Genomic DNA, 15,554 nt, shown 5'->3' with positions numbered 1-15,554 from the left:
ACGCAGCGGGGCCGTTTGCATTTCAGCGATTGTCCTCGAACAGTTCGGTGTTCTTGCCAGCCTGGATTGCAATCCAGAAGCGCGCGATGCCTTGGGTTGTGGTGGGTTTGATGCCGGTCAGTTGTTCCACCAGCTTGAGCCGGTAGACGAGCGTCTGGCGGTGCACCTCTAGGTCGATGGCGGTGGCTTTCCAGTTGCCGTCGTTTTCAAGAAAGGTGATGAGCGTCTTCAACAGCGCTGCACTCTGGATGCGGTCGTGCTCGATGAGCGGACCAAGGTAGCGACCCACCAGTGCCCGGGCTTCTTCCAGGGATTTGGGCGCCATGATCAGCCCGGTTTCGGCTTCACCATAACGCAATGTCGGTGCACCCAGCTCTTGTGCCTGAGTCAATGCCAGGCGCGCTTGACGGATGCTTTCACGAAAACCAGTGGCCATTGCAATGGCCCCGCTAATGCCGATTACAGTGTCTGTACCGAGACTCGCCCGCAGCGTATCAATAGCGTTCATATCGTCCCGGCAGAGCGCCAACAGCAGACCTTTATCCGCTAACAGCAATGGCGTCGAGTGGTGTAACGCAGGGGCATGGTGCAGTTCATCCGCAGACCAGGGACCATTGACGCCAGGTTGTATCGCGAGGCTTACCAGCGTGCCGTTAAGGCTTCGACGTTCCAGAAGTGGGCGAGCGAGGGTCAATTCGGTCTCGTTCTCCAGCAGGCTGCGCAGTAAGGCCGAGCCTTCCTCCCGTTGTTGATCGCGGTGGATCATCAGTCGCTCCAGCTCCACGCCCAGCAGGCCGACCAGCGACCGCATCAGAATGGAGTCACCCTGCGTGCGTTTGCCGGGGTGGGCCATCCTCAAGGCTGCGCGCGTGCGGCCACCGATCGGGATGCGCTCGACCTGTTCTGGCACCTGCGTTGTGGTCCATCCGGTGTCGAGAATGGTGTTGCCGCTTTGGACGTCCTCAATCGCCAGTGTCAGATTGAGTGAGTGGGCCAGGATAGACAGGCGGCCGGCCATGTCAGGCGCTTTGTGCAGCGCTTCGGCGTAAGTCTGGAACAGACGCTCACTGGCATTGAAGCGTTCGCGCTGGGCCTGGAGAACACTTTCAATCACGTAGTGGGAGAGTTTCACGAACTCGAGTTCGAAACTGGCTTGCAGCATGGGGAACAATAGACGGTCTGCGGCCTCCAGGATCTGTGGCGAGAGCTGTGGCGCATCCGCGCGGGGAGCGACAACCAATGCGCTGGCGTTGCTCTGCACCAGTTGCTCCAGCCACTTAACCTGATCCTGCGCGCCGCTGGGCATTCCCATTCCAGTGGTCATGACCAGATCGCCGGGTGAAATCCAGCGCCACGGGTCGGGCAGTTCAACGGCATGGGCCCAGGTGATGTGCCTGCCAGTGCCAGCCAGACCGGCGACGGGTACGAGTCTCAACAGTTCGATATTGATCAGATCCTGAACCGTGAGCATAGGCATACCAGTGTGTGTATTCGGATGCGGCATGTTACCGGTTGGCAACGGGTGGGGCCATGTATAGGGGGGAATTCCTCGAGACGAACCTGGCCCAGGAGGGCTGCGACTGGTTCTGATGATGCAGGGGTGAACATTTCTGGTCGCCAGCCCCCGATCACGACCACCCGTGTTACGACATTAAGCGCAAAGCGCCTGTTGATCTTGACCATGCAGAATCGACCGTTGGCGTTATAAGCCCAACGGCCTGACTTCTTGGATGAACTTAATTAACAAACGCAACCCGGTTGGCAGTTGCTACCGCCTCGAACAGTAAATTTGTTCCGATACTCACGAATCTATCGCGAGACGAACCTCGCTTTTACAACGCAAACGTAGTCCCACGGGTATTCACAAACAGCGAATAGATCGAGTGACTGCTGGCCATGAACAATCGATTCCCTTCGCGTCCCCCAAAGCACAAATTCGGGCAGCGCTCAGGCAGGGAAATGTGCCCGATGGCCTTGCCTTGCGGATTGAAAACGCGCACGCCGTCGAGTTTTTCCAGGTCGGCCTTGGGGTCACCATTGCCGCCCCAGCCGCACCACAGGTTGCCTGCTTCGTCGCATTTAATGCCGTCGATGGCGGCGTATTCCAGCCCTTCGATGTGCTTGCGGCGTTCGCCGAGTGTGCCATCGTCCTTCACCGCGATCGCCCAGATCAGGCGATTGGGCTTGGCGCGACCTTCAACGACGTACAGGGTCTTCTCATCGGGCGAAAAGCACAGGCCGTTGGGGCCGTTGAGATCATCGATGACCCGAGTGACTTTTTTGCTCTCGCCGTCGATGCGGTACACGGCGTGGGGTTGGCTCGGGGTGATTTTGTGACCTTCGTAGTTGTTGCTGGTCTGGAAGGGCGGGTCGGTGAACCAGATCGATCCGTCACTTTTGCAGACGATGTCGTTGGGCGAGTTGAAGGGCTTGCCGTCGAAACTGTCGGCCAAAACAGTGAGAGTGCCATTGGCTTCGGTGCGCGTGATGCGCCGGCCTTCGCTGGTGGTGGTGGAGCCTTCGCAAACAATCAAACGCCCTTGGCGATCCCGGCACATGCCGTTGGAGAAGTTGGAGTGTTCGCGGTAAACGGAGAAGGTATCGGTGATTTCGTCCCAGCGCATGATGCGATTATTGGGGATGTCGCTGACCAGCAAATAGCGGCCATCACCGACCCACACCGGCCCTTCAGCCCAGCGCATACCGGTGGCAAGTTTTTCAACACTGGCGTTGAAAATGCGCAGCTCAAGGAAGCTGTCGTCGAGGATGTGAATCAGCGGATCAGGGTAGCGCTGACTCAAGGGTTCGGCGGCCTCGGCGATCCGCATCAGTGCGGTGCTGCCGACGGTGGCGAGCGTGGCGGAAACAGCGAGCGATTTTTTCAGGAAGCTGCGGCGGGTATTGCCTTGCGCTCGGTCAGGGCTTTCAGGTCGAGCGGACAGGGATGAGTCCATGTAGCGATCTCCGTGGTTTTATTTTTTTTGTGGGAGACGTAGTAATACCTTGTGATAGGACATCGTACAAGTTGTTCGTTGTCCGCGAGTTGTAGGGCGCTTGTCCATAAGCGCCCTGATCGGTCAGCGGTCCAGCCAGAGCTTGATCTGCGCACAGACGGCCTGGGTAGAAATGCCGTAACGATCGTGCAATGTCGGCAGTGCCCCCGCGTCCAGAAACGCATCCGGCAATGCGATCTGCCTGAACGCTGGCGTGACTCCGTTACGCAACAGCACCCCGGCAACGGCCTCGCCGAGTCCGCCAATAATCGAGCTGTTTTCTGCGGTAACCACCAGACGACCGGATTTGCGTGCCTCGGCAAGAATGGTTTGTTCATCCAGCGGCTTTATCGTCGGTACGTGCAACACGGCGACATCCACGCCATCGGCTTGCAGTTCCTTGGCGGCTTCCAGTGCACGCATGGTCATCAGGCCGGTGGAGATGATTAGCACATCGTTACCGGTGCGCAGGGTTTTGGCTTTGCCGATCTCGAACTGATAGCCGTACTCGTCGAGCACCAGCGGTACGTTGCCGCGCAGCAAACGCATGTACACAGGCCCTTGATGCGCGGCGATCGCGGGTACGGCCTGTTCGATTTCCAGGGCATCGCAGGGGTCGACAATCATCAGGTTGGGCATGGCACGGAAGATGGCCAGGTCATCGGTGGCCTGGTGGCTGGGGCCGTATCCGGTGGTGAGACCGGGCAGGCCGCAGACGATTTTGACGTTGAGGTTTTCCTCGGCGATGGCCATGCAGATGAAGTCATAGGCACGCCGCGAAGCAAACACCGCATAGGTCGTGGCAAAGGGGACGAAGCCTTCACGGGCCATGCCCGCGGCTGCACTCATCAGCAGTTGTTCGGCCATGCCCATTTGATAGAACCGGTCCGGGTGGGCCTTGGCAAAGATGTGCAGGTCGGTGTATTTGGACAGGTCGGCGGACAGGCCGACGATGTCCTGGCGCTGATCGGCCAGCGCCGCCAGCGCATGACCGAAGGGTGCGGCTTTGGTGGCTTGGCCCTCCGAAGCAATGGACGCAATCATCGCCGATGTAGTCAGGCGTTTCTTGCCCGGTTCGGCAGTCGTCATGGGTGTTTTGACGGCGTTGTTCATTGGTTTTTTCCTTCTTCAAGATTGCGCAGCGCCAGGTCCCATTCGTGCTCTTCCACACGGATGAAGTGGGTTTTCTCGCGGGTTTCCAGGAAGGGCACGCCTTTGCCCATTTTGGTGTCGCAGATGATCACTCTTGGTTGGCTGCCAGAATGATTGCGCGCGGCATCGAATGCGCTGACCAGCGCCTCCAGATCATTGCCGTCGACGCGCTGGGTGAACCAGCCAAACGCCTGCCAGCGATCGACGATGGGTTCGAACGAAAGGATTTCACTGGAGTGACCGTCAGCTTGCTGGTTGTTGACGTCGACGATGGCGATCAGGTTGTCGAGCTGCCAGTGCGAAGCCGACATCACCGCTTCCCAGGTCGAGCCTTCGTTCAACTCGCCATCGGACAGCAGGTTGTAGACGAAGGAGGGCGAATCTTTGCGCTTGAGGCCCAGGCAGGCACCGACAGCGATGCCCAGCCCCTGACCCAACGAGCCGCCGGTGATTTCCATGCCCGGGGTGTAGGCGGCCATGCCCGACATCGGCAGGCGACTGTCGTCCGAGCCGTAGGTTTCCAGCTCTTCGAGCGGGATGATTTCGGCTTCGATCAGCGCTGCGTACAGCGCAATGGCGTAGTGACCGATGGAGAGGTAGAAGCGATCGCGCTGCTCCCATTCAGGATCTGCGGGGCGATGATTCATCGCATGAAAGTAAGACACCGCCAGCAGATCGGCAGCGCCGAGTGCCTGGCCGACGTAGCCCTGACCCTGGACCTGGCCCATGCGCAGCGCGTGGCGGCGAATGTTGTGCGCGCGCTCCGTCAGGCTCAGGGATGAAGCGTGTGAAAGATTAGTCGTCATGATGAAACTCCGTTAACTCAACGATTGACCAGGGCGGCGGGAATGCGCAGGACCAGACTGGCGCCGAGGAACAGCACGCCCGTAATCAGGTACATGCCGATGGCGCTGGAGCCGGTCAGGGTGGTGATCCAGCCGATCAGATAAGGCGAGCAGAACCCGGCGAGATTGGCGAAGCTGTTGACCGCGGCGATGCCAGCGGCGGCAGACACCCCGCCGAGCAGCGTGGTGGGCAGCATCCAGAACAGCGACGTCGCCGACAAAATGCCGGAAGCGGCCAGGCACAGATTGAGGATCGACAGCGTTGAGTTGCCGCCCATCATCGCCGCCAGGCTCAAGCCGATCGCACCGGCAATCATCGGCACGATGAGGTGCCAGCGGCGTTCGCGATGTTTGTCACCACTGCGGCCCACCAACAACATCGCGACGATGGCGCACAGGTAGGGCAGGCTGGTCATGAAACCGATGTGCAGCGGGTCGGAAACCCCTGCATTGCGCACCAGTGTGGGCAGCCAGAAGGTGATTGCGTACTGGCCCATGACCACGCAGAAGTAGATGGCCGCCAGCAGCCACAGACGGCGATCGCGAATGAATTCGCCAACCGAGGCGTGGGTGACTTTTTGCTGATCGTCTTCGGCCAGTTCGCGAGTGATCAGGGCTTTTTCTTCGTCATTCAGCCAGGTGGCCTGATGCACGCCGTCTTTCAGATAGCTCAGCACCAGCAGCCCGACGATGACGGTCGGTACCGCCTCCAGAACGAACATCCACTGCCAGCCGGCCCAACCGTGCACGCCGGCGAAGTGGTTCATGATCCAGCCGGAAAGCGGACCACCGACCATGCCTGACAGCGGAATGGCGATGAACCACAACACGGTCATGCGTGCCCGACGGTAGGACGGAAACCAGTAGGTGAGGTAGAGCAACAGGCCCGGCGCCAGACCGGCTTCGGCAATCCCCAGCAGAAAGCGCAACGCATAGAATTGCCACGCGGTTTCGACGAAGGCGAACAGCGCCGAAACGATGCCCCAGGTGATCATGATCCGCGCGATCCACACACGCGCACCGACCTTGTGCAGAATGATGTTGCTCGGCACTTCGCAGAGGAAATAGCCGATGAAGAACACGCCGGCGCCCAGTCCGTAGACCGTTTCGCTGAGGGCCAGATCGTTCATCATTTGCAGCTTGGCGAAGCCGACGTTGACCCGATCCAGATAGGCGCACAAATAGCACAGCATCAGAAAGGGCATCAGACGCCAGGCGGTTTTGCGATAGGCAGAGGAGCGCACGGTCGAAACCGCTTCGAGCGACAGGGTAGTCATGATGGTCTGATCTCTTGTTTTTATTGACCGCCAGACCATCAGGCCCGGCTGCATCATCGATCCAGAACCGCACGGGCCGCACAGGCCCGCCCAGAAGTACTCAGTGAATCAGCATGCCGCCGTTCACATCCAAAGTGATGCCAGTCAGATAAGAGGATAAGTCGCTGGCGAGAAACAGCGCAGCGTTGGCGACGTCCTGCGCCTCACCTAGGCGACCCAGCGGAATGCCTTCGATGATGGCGTGACGGCGCTCGTCCTGCATCAGGCCGCCGGTGATGTCGGTGTGAATCAGGCCCGGCGCGATGGAGTTGACGCGAATGTTGTCGGGGCCCAGCTCCCGCGCCATGGCTTTGCCCAGCCCCAGCACACCGGCCTTGGCCGCGCTGTAATGCGGGCCGCCGAAAATGCCGCCACCGCGTTGGGCAGACACGGAGGACATGCAGACGATGCTGCCGCAGGCTTGTTGACGCATGAGCGGAATCACCGCTTGGGACATGAGCAGGGTGCCGCGCAGGCTGACGTCCAGCACCTTGTCATAGTCCGAAGGACGAATGTCGAGGGTCTTGAGTGGCTGGGTGATGCCGGCGTTATTGACGAGGATATCAATGCGCCCGAAGTGCTCGATGATGGTGGCGACGGCTTGCTGAACCTGCGCCTCGTCGGCCACGTTAGCCGCCAGTCCCAGGTGACCTTCGCCCAACGACGCAGCGGCGTCGCGTGCTGCGGAGGCATCCAGATCGAGAATGACGACACGTGCGCCTTGTTGTGCGAACGTCGTCGCGGTAGCGCGACCGATGCCACGGGCAGATGCGGCACCGGTGATGATTGCGACTTTGCCTTGGAGAAGCATGGAGGTGTTCCTCTAATTGTTTTTATGGGTTCGGTCCGCAAAGAACCGATGACTCAGCTTGTCCTCCAGACCGGCCCTGAGCAATAACGCAAACTTCACTGAGTGCTGAAAAAAAATTCAGCACTCGCCAGCGCTGTCTGCCGATGCTTGAATAGCCACAAGCCCGGCCCAAGCCACTTGCAGCGGAAAAACAATCATCATGAGTTCATCTGGCGAAGCACCTGCGACCCTGCCACCCCTGAAAGCCATTCAGGCCTTTGAACAAACGGCACGCTTCGGCAACGTTGCCCGCGCCGCCGAGTTGCTGGATTTGACCCCGTCAGCGGTCAGTCACCAATTGGCCAAACTGGAGGCGATGATCGGGCGTCAGTTATTTCTCAGAACAGCCAGGGGCGTGACCTTGACGCCGGTGGGCGAGCAATACCTGACCGAAGTGTCCGGCATTCTGCACAGCCTCGCGGTGGCGACAGAGCGTGCCGCCAGCGATGTCAGCCTCGATTGCCTACGGTTGCACTCGTCGCCCAGCTTCGGGCTGCTCTGGCTGATGCCGCGGCTGGAACAGTTTCGCCAGAGTCATCCTGACATCCAGCTCAATCTGTCGTGTTCTTACGAATCACTGCATTTCAGTCGCGACAAGATCGATGTCGACATCCGTCACGGCATGCCCAATTGGCCAAGTTTCGAAGTCCGTACGGTGCGCAATGAAAAAATTGCCGTGCTGGCGTCGCCGAAATTGCTGCAGCAACGCCCGATCCGCACAGTCGCGGATTTGCTCGACTGCAATCTGATCCTGTCGGAAGCGACGCTGATCAAGTGGCCGCAACTGTTTGCTCAACATGGCCTGTCGCGTCCTGAAAAACCCTATTCACTCAGCTTTGACCGCTCCTACATGACATTGGAGGCGGCCAGTCACGGGCTTGGGTTCGCGTTGGAAAGCACGCTGCTTGCTCAGGATTATCTGGCGCGCGGCGCTTTAGTCGAAGTGACGCCAGGCTTGAGTGCGCCGATCACCGCGCACCACCTGGTGTTCCCGAGAGCGCATGCCGGCTTTCCTCGGGTCAGGAGATTTCTGGAGTGGATGCAGAGTGAGCTGGGGCACGACTTCAACTACTGACGGTTATGTCATGAAGACTGCACCCGAATGTCGGGTATCTACTGATGTATCTCGGTCACGGACATGGTGAACACCAATTTGGATCTGCCCGCGTTGGAGTAGGAGTGAGGCACATCGGTTTTCGCCACTGCCGAACTCCCGGCAGGAATGATCAGCTCTGTTTCCCCGATCATGCATTTCAACGTGCCTTTCTCTACATGGAACAGTTCAAGCGTGCCTTGAGGGTGCCCCGGTGAAGCGAACGATTCACCTGGATGCATTTCCCAGCGCCATAACTCGATCATGTTCGGGCCGGACGTTCCTGCAAGGAGTCGCGCGGTGCCTCCAAGGTCACCGGTCCAGAGCGTTGGGATATCCTGGCTGTCGATGATATGGGCAGAGGGTGCCTCGGTCACATTGACGATGTCGGCAACCGACAGGCCCAGCGCGGCGGCGATTTTGCAAAGAATGCCGATACTGGGATTCGCGGTGCATTTTTCTATTTCGACGACCATTCCTTTGCTCACGCCTGAGCGCCGAGAAAGCTCGTCCAGCGTGATTTTCTGTGCCTTGCGGGCTTGTTTGAGTGTCCGCGCAACGGCCAGGCTGACGGCTTGAGCATCAGCACCCGGGGTAGTCGACAAGCTGGCATTCATGGTCATTGATCAGGTTCATGAAAAAAAGTGCCGGAATTTTCGGCCCTTAACGATCGTGGCGTCAATCGACTCAGCCACTGAAGTGGATCATGGTGGTCATTATATTGACTAAATCGGTCATCGATAGATAGCATGAAACACCATTTGAATCCTCGAGGTTTTTTATGCAGTCCGTACTGCCGTTGATCGATCCAGCCGTTGCAGAACTGGCTCCGGAGTTCCGGGCCCTGAGCATTGTGGTGGAAGCTGCACCACTCACCCGTCCTGAAGTTGCCCGGGCCGCCCTGGATCATGCTTGCAAGGCTGTGCAGGCGGGTGGTCCAAGCTGGGGCGAAGCTCACCTTGCCGCCTGGGCTGACGCCTTCAGAAAGTTCGGGGCCAAGCCGCAGCGCACGCCTTGTTCAGCCGAAGCGTTGCGTAAAAGGGTCTTACGTGACGGGACCTTGCCGAGCCTCGATCCCATCGTCGATCTCTACAACGCCATCAGCATCGAGTACGCCATTCCGGTGGGTGGGGAAAACATAGAGGCTTATGCAGGCGCTCCGCATCTTGTCGTCGCCAAAGGCAGCGAGCCGTTTGACACGATGAAAGAGGGCGTTCCTGCTGTCGAGTATCCGGATGCCGGCGAAGTGGTCTGGCGTGATGACAAAGGCGTGACCTGCCGCCGCTGGAATTGGCGGCAAGGTGTCAGAACGCGCCTCGGTGCCGATGCGCAGAACATGTGGTTCATTCTGGAGAGTTTGCCAGCGATGCCGCTTGAAGCCTTGACTGAAGCAGGGGACAAGCTGATCGCTGGTTTGCAGCAAATGATGCCCGGCGTGCAGATTGAAAGCTCGCTGATTGGCCCTGGGGCCAACTAGCCGACAGACCACTGAAAAGAGCCTCGATGAAAGAAGGGCGCTCGCCGTGATGCCCTTCTCGAGTTCAAACGTTCGGAATCTGCTGCGGGCACCATTGGGTATCAGTCAACCATCACCTCATTTAGTGCCTGCTCAAGCAGGCTGACCGTGCGCTCGATATTCTGCAGCTTCTCCAGCCCGAACAGCCCGAGGCGAAAGGTCTGGAAGTCGGCCGGTTCGTCGCATTGCAGCGGCACGCCGGCAGCGATCTGCAGACCGTGCTGGGCAAATTTCTTGCCGTTCTTGATATTGGCATCATCGGTGTAGCTCACAACGACGCCCGGGGCCTGAAAGCCGACTGCGGCGACGCTTTTGATGCCTTTGCCGGTCAACAACGCCCGCACCCGATTACCCAGCGCCTGTTGTTCATCGCGAACCTTGTCGAACCCGTAAGCTTGCGTCTCTTTCATCACCTCGTTGAACCGCGCGAGGGAATCGCTGGGCATGGTCGCGTGATAGGCATGTCCGCCCTGTTCGTAGGCTTGCATGATCTGCAGCCACTTTTTCAGGTCGCAGGCGAAGCTGCTGCTTTGCGTTTGTTCGATGCGCGCAAGCGGCGCAGCACTGAACATCACCAGGGCGCAGCAAGGGGAGGCGCTCCAGCCTTTCTGTGGTGCGCTGATCAGCAGGTCGACGGCGCATTTCTGCATATCCACCCAAATGGTGCCGGAGGCGATGCAGTCCAGCACGAACAGACCACCCACCGCATGCACGGCGTCGCCGACTGCCCGCAGGTAGTCGTCGGGCAGGAGGATCCCGGATGAAGTTTCAACGTGGGGCGCGAAGACCACCTGCGGTTTCTGTGCGGCGATGGCGGCCAGTACTTCGTCCAGCGGCGGCGGGGCGTAGGCTGCTTGGTGACCTGCTTCGACCGGCCGGGCTTTCAGCACCGTGGTGGCCGCCGGGATGTTGCCCATGTCCAGAATCTGGCTCCAGCGGTAACTGAACCAGCCGTTGCGTATCACCAGGCACTGCTGGCCGGTGGCGAACTGTCGCGCTACCGCTTCCATGCCGAAAGTGCCGCTGCCCGGAACCACCGCCACCGCCTCGGCGTTGTAGACCTGTTTCAGGGCCGTGGAAATGTTCTTCATCACGCCTTGAAAAGACTGCGACATGTGATTGAGCGAGCGGTCGGTGTAGACCACGGAATACTCGACCAATCCCTCGGGATCGATGCTCGGATAGAGCTTGGACATGGTGACTCCTTTGGCAGAGGGGTAAACATCTTTGGCAAGCAAGTGTAGGCAAAGGGCAGGGAACAGCTCATTGATTTGCGCAAATGAGGTTAGAGTGCTCAGCAATGTCTCGATCGTTGCGTGAACCATGAAGCTGCCGCTGTTTATTTCTCTGGATGGGCCCAAGGGCACCGGCAAAACCACATTGCTGGAGGCCGTTACCGCTGCGCTGCGAGCAGACAAGCACAAAGTCATTCGGCTGTGCGAGAGAAAAAGCGATCCATACCGCGGCGAAACCATGGCCCTGGTCAACCAACTCGCCAGGCATCCCTCGCGGGATTTGGAGTGGGCGGTGTGTCAGCGCCTTGCGGATAGCCGTCGCTGGATTTCCCAAGAAGTGCTGCCCAAACAGCCATTGAACAGCATCATCCTGATCGATCGCTGGTATCCGTCGGATGCCGCATTTCGCCATAGCGTGCCGTTTGCCGAGATTCTGCAGTTGAACATCGAGCGAGGCGTGCGCGTGCCGGATCTGCATGTCGGCGTTGTCACCGCACCGGATATTTCATGGGCGCGGGCAACGGCCCGATCAAGAGGACTGGGCGGCACGGTGATTCAGAAACACGCAGAGCACGTCGTGTGTAGCGAGATGTTCGAGCAGGCGGTTGCCGATCATGGCTGGGTGCTGTGCCGTAACGAAGGAACTATCGAAGCCGCAACGACTCAGGTCGTTGCAGAGATCTATAAAGTGCTTGGCTGATTGTCGAATCAGCGCCGCCTGATCTAGTTTGAATGTCAGGTTTCTCTGACCTGAACTCACCGTACTGACGGATCACACGCCCCCCATGCTCACAAACCTCTGGTATGTCGTTCTCCCATCGTCACAGTTGACTGATGGACTGATGCCGGTTCAATTGCTCGGACAACCGTTCGTGGCGTTTCGCGATGACGCGGGTGTCGCTCATGTGCTTTCGGATATCTGCGTGCATCGCGGCGGCTCACTGTCAGCCGGCAGCAAGGTCGGTAACAGCGTGCAGTGCCCCTATCACGGCTGGCGGTTTGGCGGTGATGGCGTGTGCACGCTGATACCGGCGCAGCCCGACGTGCGGATTCCCGCCAAGGCCCGCGTCGATGCCTACCCGACGCTGGAGCGCTACGGTTGGATCTGGGCGTTTTTAGGTGATCTGCCGGAGTCTGAGCGTCCACCGTTGCCCGCGCTCGACTGGATCGACGATCCCGCCATCCGTGTGGTCTCGGGTCACTTTGACTGGCGGGCCAGTTGGGACCGGATTATCGAAAATGGCCTGGACTTCGCGCACGCACCGTTTGTCCATGGCTCAACCTTCGGCGACCCGGATCATCCCGAGATTGAATCATTCGAGGTCGACAGCGATGCGTGGAGCGGCAGCGCGCAAATGCTTATGCGCAGGCCGGCACGCAAAGGGTTGCTGAGACGCAAATCCTCCACCGAGTTTGTCAGTGTGGTGACTGTTCCGGGGTTTCATCTGTCGGGTCCGTGCACCACGCTTGAGCTTGAGTTGCCCAACGACTGGCGAATCTACATCGTCTCGGCGCATGTCCCGATTGACGCCAATCGCACGCGCACCTGGTGGATGATGGGCAGAACGTTCTTGCGCTCGCGACTGCTGGATCGCCGGTTTATTGCGAGCAACATCCGTATCTTTGAACAAGATCACGCTGTGCTGAAAAATGTGCGGCCGGAACGTGTGCCGGACTCTTTTCAGCAGGAGGTTTCGTTGAAATCCGATGCGCTGCAGATTGCTTTTCGCAAAGATGTGCAGGCACTGGAGTTGCGCGGCTGGCGCATCGATGAAGAGCGTCTTGCGCGAACCTTCACCGGACGCAAGGCCTGCGCAATACCCAGCCCCGAACGTCGTCAGATTCGCGCGTGGGCCATTGAGCCGATTCCGCTCGTGGACATCACCCACGAATCCCAATAGTGGCGCGAGCCAGCCTGCGCTTGGCGCAGACTGGCGCAACCCTTAGCGCGTCTCGCACTGCGGCGAAGGCTCGCCGCTCAATGCATCCACCATCGGCGGATGCTCCTGCACCGCCTGACGCAAGTCTTCGGTCACCCGCAGTTCCGCACCTGTCGGCGAGAACGTCGCTGCCGCTGCAAAAGGCGCGGGATTGGCCGGAACCGGGCGTTTGCCACGGCGCCACAGGAAGAAGGTGACCATGCACAGATTGACCAGCGCAAATACCCAGAACAAACCATTGGCACCGAACGAGTTCATCACCGGCGAGATCATCATCGGGCTGATCGCCGAGCCCAGCGAATTGATCAGCAGCAAGCCCTGAATCATCGGCACCAAGGCTTCGGCCGGGGCGCGGTCGGCGGCGTGGCTGACGGCAACCGGGTACAGCGCGAATACGCCGCCACCGAGCAGAAACAACATTACCGCGAGCATTGTCGCGGACAACGGCAGCAAGACGATCACCAGCGACAACACCGTGCACGCCACCGTCAGAATCGTCAGCACCTGCAAACGATCCTTGCGATCAGACCAGCGTCCCACCGGGTATTGCAGGAGCATCGCACCGAGGATCGTCCAGGCCATCATGCTGCCGACTTCACCGACATTCAGACCACTGCGCTGCAGATACAGCGGCAGCAAGGTGTAAATCGCCGCGATGGTCACACCTGAACCGAAACAGCCGACCAGCCCGGTCGGCGTCACGCCCAGCAGTTGCCGTGGTTTGAGCGGCTCGACCTGATCAAGCAGCGGCGACACGCGCGGCAGGATCACGATCGGCAACACCGACAACGAAGCGAGCATGCCGGCGACCATGAACGGTGCGCTGTCGCTGAGCCCGGTGATCTTGCCCAACGTTGCCTGCCCAAGCACACCGGCGCCGTACAAGACGATCATGTACAACGCGAGCAAGCGCCCGCGAATCTTCGCGTCGCCCGCCAGCAGCAGCCAGCTTTCGATCACCAGAAACACACCGACCGTGGCCCAGCCGTTGATCAGACGCAGGGCGAACCAGCCCCAGGTGTCATAGAACAATCCCTGCAGCAGAATGGTCACGGCGATCAGCGAGGCAAAACTGCCGTAGGCGCGGATATGGCCGATGCGCAGAATCAAGCGGTCATTGAACACGGCACCCAAAGTCAGGCCGATGAAGTAGGCCGATGAAACGATGCCGATCATCGTGGTCGAGGCACCGGCAGCGTCCAGTCGAAGGGTGGTCAGCGACGACATGAAACCGTTGCCCAGCGCAACAATGAACAGCCCGAGCAGGGGCGCCAGCGCCATGGCCAGCAAACGCGGAGACATAAAAACCTCTAAAGATCGAACAGCGCAACGTGCGCCGCTGCGCATGCGATTGCCAAGCCGAAGTGTGTTGGGGTGCAAGTGCCCGCCAGATGGGCAGGGCGGTTGGAGACGTTTCGGTCGCCAGATCCGGCGACTGCAAGAGCGCGCGGATTCTAAGGCTTGTGCGGAATTTTCCAATGGCTGTTTGCTGCGACAGTTGGACGCAGGTCAATCAAGGCTGAGTCATAACGACAGCTCATCCTTTGCAGGGCAAAAATGTTCCTTTATTGATCCTCTTGCGCTGGTTAGCCTGTGCGGTCGGTTTGCCATTTTGTGCCAGGAGTCATGATGCTGATCAAAGGTGAGCGGGCCGCCACGGCGTGTGGTTTGGTGGCGATCGTTTTGTGGAGTACCGCTGCCGGATTGATCAGGGGCGTCAGCGAGCATTTCGGCCCGTTGGGGGGCGCTGCGCTGATCTATTCGCTGGGCGCCATGCTCTTGCTGGTATTTCTCGGCCGCCCGCGGATTCGTTCGACATCCAGGCTCTATCTGCTGCTCGGCAGCGCATTGTTCGTTGCTTATGAGGTGTGCCTGTCGTTGGCATTGGGTTTCGCCAGTGATCGCCATCAAGCCATCGAACTGGGCGTGGTCAATTATCTGTGGCCGTGCCTGACCGTGGTGCTGGCGATTGTCATGAACGGGCAGAAAACCCGCTGGTTCATCATCCCAGGCTCCGCGCTGGCGATTTTCGGCATCTTGTGGGTAGTCAGTGGCGAGGGGTTATCGTTGCCGGGGATTGTGCGCAATGTTCAGTCCAACCCGTTGAGCTACAGCCTGGCATTGACCTGTGCGATCACCTTTGCGCTGTATTGCAATGTCACGCGTCGCTATGCAGGTGGGCAGAATCTGGTGGTGCTGTTTTTCGTATTGACGTCCGTCGTGCTGTGGGTGAAGTGGTACGTGAGCCAGGAACAGATTCCGCCATTCACTTGGGAAAATTCCCTGGAGCTGCTGGCAGCCGGAATCGCCATGGCCGGCGGTTACGCGCTGTGGAACATCGGCATTCTGCGCGGAAACCTGACCTTGCTGGCGACCGCGTCCTACTCCGCGCCGGTGCTGTCGTCGGCGTTCGCCGCGCTGTGGCTGGGCGTGAGTTTGCAGATGCAATTCTGGCAGGGCGCCGTGCTGGTGACGGTGGGGTCGCTACTGTGTTGGCAGGCGACCCGGCAGCACAAGGTTTCCCAAGCAACTCCGATGAAGGTCAGCGTGGGCGAAAACCCTCACTGAAAGAGGTCTTAGTGGCCTCCCTTACCGGATGCTAAATTAGCGTCGC

General features: G+C 59.3%; 14 protein-coding genes. 5 read left to right on the top strand and 9 right to left on the bottom strand.

What is annotated here, in order from left to right; genetic code table 11:
- Positions 1-22: 22 nt before the first annotated feature.
- The 6 genes from ACOYXJ_RS24330 to ACOYXJ_RS24305 all read right to left on the bottom strand — a co-directional run bounded on the left by ACOYXJ_RS24330 (position 23) and on the right by ACOYXJ_RS24305 (position 7,117).
- Positions 23-1,471: a PucR family transcriptional regulator gene (locus tag ACOYXJ_RS24330; RefSeq protein WP_150792827.1), complete on the bottom strand. Its 1,449-nt coding sequence runs from the start codon at positions 1,469-1,471 to the stop codon at positions 23-25.
- Between the two features lie 361 nt (positions 1,472-1,832).
- Complete coding sequence (locus ACOYXJ_RS24325) at positions 1,833-2,954, bottom strand: SMP-30/gluconolactonase/LRE family protein (RefSeq protein WP_460371966.1); 1,122 nt, start codon at positions 2,952-2,954, stop codon at positions 1,833-1,835.
- A gap of 123 nt (positions 2,955-3,077) precedes the next feature.
- On the bottom strand, positions 3,078-4,106 hold the full coding sequence (locus ACOYXJ_RS24320; RefSeq protein ID WP_460371964.1) for a transketolase family protein: 1,029 nt from the start codon (positions 4,104-4,106) through the stop codon (positions 3,078-3,080).
- On the bottom strand, positions 4,103-4,951 hold the full coding sequence (locus ACOYXJ_RS24315; RefSeq protein WP_460371962.1) for a transketolase: 849 nt from the start codon (positions 4,949-4,951) through the stop codon (positions 4,103-4,105). The genes ACOYXJ_RS24320 and ACOYXJ_RS24315 overlap by 4 nt, the downstream gene beginning before the upstream one ends.
- Before the next feature lie 17 nt (positions 4,952-4,968).
- Positions 4,969-6,267, bottom strand: a complete 1,299-nt coding sequence (locus ACOYXJ_RS24310; protein ID WP_460371960.1) for an MFS transporter — start codon at positions 6,265-6,267, stop codon at positions 4,969-4,971.
- Positions 6,268-6,367: 100 nt separating this feature from the next.
- On the bottom strand, positions 6,368-7,117 hold the full coding sequence (locus ACOYXJ_RS24305; RefSeq protein ID WP_460371958.1) for an SDR family NAD(P)-dependent oxidoreductase: 750 nt from the start codon (positions 7,115-7,117) through the stop codon (positions 6,368-6,370).
- A 199-nt stretch (positions 7,118-7,316) separates the two neighbouring features.
- On the opposite strand from ACOYXJ_RS24305, the gene ACOYXJ_RS24300 reads away from it, so the two are divergent.
- Positions 7,317-8,231: a LysR substrate-binding domain-containing protein gene (locus ACOYXJ_RS24300; protein WP_460371956.1), complete on the top strand. Its 915-nt coding sequence runs from the start codon at positions 7,317-7,319 to the stop codon at positions 8,229-8,231.
- Positions 8,232-8,269: 38 nt separating this feature from the next.
- Here the strand turns inward: ACOYXJ_RS24300 and ACOYXJ_RS24295 are convergent, their stop codons facing one another.
- Positions 8,270-8,872, bottom strand: a complete 603-nt coding sequence (locus ACOYXJ_RS24295; protein WP_460371955.1) for an XRE family transcriptional regulator — start codon at positions 8,870-8,872, stop codon at positions 8,270-8,272.
- 158 nt (positions 8,873-9,030) lie between these two features.
- Between ACOYXJ_RS24295 and ACOYXJ_RS24290 the strand changes: the two genes are divergently transcribed.
- The gene (locus ACOYXJ_RS24290) at positions 9,031-9,726 is read left to right on the top strand and encodes a B3/B4 domain-containing protein (RefSeq protein ID WP_460371953.1); all 696 of its coding nucleotides are present in this window, start codon (positions 9,031-9,033) and stop codon (positions 9,724-9,726) included.
- Between the two features lie 101 nt (positions 9,727-9,827).
- Here the strand turns inward: ACOYXJ_RS24290 and ACOYXJ_RS24285 are convergent, their stop codons facing one another.
- The gene (locus ACOYXJ_RS24285; protein ID WP_460371951.1) at positions 9,828-10,961 is read right to left on the bottom strand and encodes an aminotransferase class V-fold PLP-dependent enzyme; all 1,134 of its coding nucleotides are present in this window, start codon (positions 10,959-10,961) and stop codon (positions 9,828-9,830) included.
- Between the two features lie 127 nt (positions 10,962-11,088).
- Between ACOYXJ_RS24285 and ACOYXJ_RS24280 the strand changes: the two genes are divergently transcribed.
- A complete protein-coding gene (locus tag ACOYXJ_RS24280) occupies positions 11,089-11,700 on the top strand; it encodes a dTMP kinase (protein WP_460371949.1) in 612 nt (203 codons plus the stop codon).
- A 142-nt stretch (positions 11,701-11,842) separates the two neighbouring features.
- Positions 11,843-12,901, top strand: a complete 1,059-nt coding sequence (locus ACOYXJ_RS24275) for an aromatic ring-hydroxylating dioxygenase subunit alpha (RefSeq protein WP_460380849.1) — start codon at positions 11,843-11,845, stop codon at positions 12,899-12,901.
- Between the two features lie 42 nt (positions 12,902-12,943).
- Here ACOYXJ_RS24275 and ACOYXJ_RS24270 read toward each other — a convergent pair whose 3' ends face one another.
- The gene (locus ACOYXJ_RS24270) at positions 12,944-14,242 is read right to left on the bottom strand and encodes an MFS transporter (protein ID WP_460380847.1); all 1,299 of its coding nucleotides are present in this window, start codon (positions 14,240-14,242) and stop codon (positions 12,944-12,946) included.
- A 327-nt stretch (positions 14,243-14,569) separates the two neighbouring features.
- On the opposite strand from ACOYXJ_RS24270, the gene yddG reads away from it, so the two are divergent.
- Positions 14,570-15,508, top strand: coding sequence for an aromatic amino acid DMT transporter YddG (gene yddG, locus ACOYXJ_RS24265; protein WP_150792815.1), 939 nt, complete (start codon positions 14,570-14,572; stop codon positions 15,506-15,508).
- Positions 15,509-15,554 lie beyond the last annotated feature (46 nt).

Source organism: Pseudomonas sp. Tul2A7 (genome assembly GCF_054790505.1).
This window is presented reverse-complemented; position numbering and strand designations above follow the sequence as displayed.

What these genes read in the sequence shown, in the direction of transcription:
- ACOYXJ_RS24330 (WP_150792827.1), bottom strand. Translation starts at nt 1,471, where the DNA reads ATGCTCACGGTTCAGGATCTGATCAATATCGAACTGTTGAGACTCGTA.
- ACOYXJ_RS24325 (WP_460371966.1), bottom strand. Translation starts at nt 2,954, where the DNA reads ATGGACTCATCCCTGTCCGCTCGACCTGAAAGCCCTGACCGAGCGCAA.
- ACOYXJ_RS24320 (WP_460371964.1), bottom strand. Translation starts at nt 4,106, where the DNA reads ATGAACAACGCCGTCAAAACACCCATGACGACTGCCGAACCGGGCAAG.
- ACOYXJ_RS24315 (WP_460371962.1), bottom strand. Translation starts at nt 4,951, where the DNA reads ATGACGACTAATCTTTCACACGCTTCATCCCTGAGCCTGACGGAGCGC.
- ACOYXJ_RS24310 (WP_460371960.1), bottom strand. Translation starts at nt 6,267, where the DNA reads ATGACTACCCTGTCGCTCGAAGCGGTTTCGACCGTGCGCTCCTCTGCC.
- ACOYXJ_RS24305 (WP_460371958.1), bottom strand. Translation starts at nt 7,117, where the DNA reads ATGCTTCTCCAAGGCAAAGTCGCAATCATCACCGGTGCCGCATCTGCC.
- ACOYXJ_RS24300 (WP_460371956.1), top strand. Translation starts at nt 7,317, where the DNA reads ATGAGTTCATCTGGCGAAGCACCTGCGACCCTGCCACCCCTGAAAGCC.
- ACOYXJ_RS24295 (WP_460371955.1), bottom strand. Translation starts at nt 8,872, where the DNA reads ATGACCATGAATGCCAGCTTGTCGACTACCCCGGGTGCTGATGCTCAA.
- ACOYXJ_RS24290 (WP_460371953.1), top strand. Translation starts at nt 9,031, where the DNA reads ATGCAGTCCGTACTGCCGTTGATCGATCCAGCCGTTGCAGAACTGGCT.
- ACOYXJ_RS24285 (WP_460371951.1), bottom strand. Translation starts at nt 10,961, where the DNA reads ATGTCCAAGCTCTATCCGAGCATCGATCCCGAGGGATTGGTCGAGTAT.
- ACOYXJ_RS24280 (WP_460371949.1), top strand. Translation starts at nt 11,089, where the DNA reads ATGAAGCTGCCGCTGTTTATTTCTCTGGATGGGCCCAAGGGCACCGGC.
- ACOYXJ_RS24275 (WP_460380849.1), top strand. Translation starts at nt 11,843, where the DNA reads ATGCCGGTTCAATTGCTCGGACAACCGTTCGTGGCGTTTCGCGATGAC.
- ACOYXJ_RS24270 (WP_460380847.1), bottom strand. Translation starts at nt 14,242, where the DNA reads ATGTCTCCGCGTTTGCTGGCCATGGCGCTGGCGCCCCTGCTCGGGCTG.
- yddG (WP_150792815.1), top strand. Translation starts at nt 14,570, where the DNA reads ATGCTGATCAAAGGTGAGCGGGCCGCCACGGCGTGTGGTTTGGTGGCG.